Origin of the sequence: uncultured Nevskia sp. (genome assembly GCF_903885465.1) — a bacterium.
Classification (GTDB): Bacteria; Pseudomonadota; Gammaproteobacteria; order Nevskiales; family Nevskiaceae; genus Nevskia.
In genome coordinates, this window is record NZ_CAISIQ010000021.1 from 1 (window position 1) to 1,616 (window position 1,616).

Consider the following 1,616-nt stretch of genomic DNA (forward strand, 5'->3'; position numbering starts at 1 on the left):
ATGCCGGCTTTTTTGTGTCCGTCGTAGTGCCGGAGTTCATGCTCAACCCCTTGAAAGCCTTGCCGGATGAACCCAACAAGGCGGGGTTGGCCAACATCACCGAGAGCATTCCATGACCACCGATTCCGCCCCGCAGCAATTCGAATTCCAGACCGAGACCCGCCAGCTGCTCAAGCTGATGATCCACTCGCTGTACTCGAACAAGGAAATCTTCCTGCGCGAGCTGATCTCGAATGCTTCGGATGCTGCCGACAAGCTGCGCTTCCTGGCGATCCAGGATCCGGCGCTGTTCGGCGATGACACCGTGCTGGCCGTCGATCTGATCGTCGACAGCGCGGCTGGCACGCTGACCGTGCGCGACAACGGTGTCGGCATGAGCCGCGAGGATCTGGTCGATAACCTCGGCACCATCGCCCGCTCCGGCACCAAGGCGTTCATGGAACAGCTGTCTGCCGATGGCAAGAAGGACGCGCAGCTGATCGGCCAGTTCGGCGTCGGCTTCTATTCGGCGTTCATCGTCGCCGACAAGGTCACGGTCACTTCGCGCCGGGCCGGCGAGACCGCAGCACACGTCTGGGAATCGACCGGCGAAGGCAGTTATTCGCTGGAACCGGTCATCAAGAACGAGCGCGGCACTGACATCACCTTGCATTTGCGCGACGACGAAAAGGAGTTTCTAGAAGCCGGCCGCATCGGCCATCTGGTGCGCAAATACTCTGACCACATCGGCCTGCCGGTGCGGCTGAAGGTCGATGACGGCGAGGTCGAAACGCTGAACAAGGCGGCGGCCTTGTGGACGCGTCCGAAATCCGAGCTGAGCGACGAGGACTACCACAGCTTCTACACCGCGCTGTCCTTCGATCCAGGCAAGCCGCTGAGTTGGGCGCATCAGCGAGTCGAAGGCAATCTCAGCTACATCTCGCTGCTCTACATTCCGGGCGCAGCACCCTTCGATCTCTGGGATCGCGACAAGACCCGCGGCCTGCAGCTGTACGTGAAGCGCGTGTTCATCATGGATCACGGTGCCGAGCTGCTGCCGGCCTATCTGCGCTTCGTGCGCGGCCTGGTCGATTCCGATGATCTGCCGCTCAACGTGTCACGCGAACTGCTGCAGGGCAATCGCAATGTCGAGAAGCTGAAGTCCGCGCTGACCAAGCGGGTGCTAGACATGCTCGACGATCTGGCCAAGAACAAGCCGGACGACTACGCGAAGTTCTGGGACATCTTCGGCGCTGTGCTCAAGGAAGGTCTGGTCGAAGACGCGGTGAATCGCGAGCGCATCGCCAAGCTGTGCCGCTTCGATTCCACCACTGCGATCGATGGCGCCAAGGTGTCGCTGGCCGATTACGTCGCCCGGATGCCGGAAGGCCAGACCAAGATCTATTACGTGACCGGCGACACGCCCGCGGCTGCGCGCGCCGTGCCGCATGTCGAAGGCTTCCGCAGACGAGGCTGGGAAGTGCTGCTGCTGTCCGATCGCATCGACGAATGGGTGGTCATGCACCTCAACGAGTTCGACGGCAAGCAGCTGGAATCCTGCGCCGTCGGCGGCGCCGATCTGGCGTCGGACGTCAGCACGCCAGAGGAGAAGGAAAAGACCGAGACCGAATTCGCGC

1 protein-coding gene is annotated in these 1,616 nt (G+C 61.8%); it reads left to right on the plus strand.

The annotated features are described in order from the left end of the window. Positions 1-112 precede the first annotated feature (112 nt). Positions 113-1,616 (plus strand): molecular chaperone HtpG (gene htpG, locus QZY06_RS00735; RefSeq protein WP_295678912.1); only part of this gene is annotated, 1,504 nt, incomplete at its 3' end.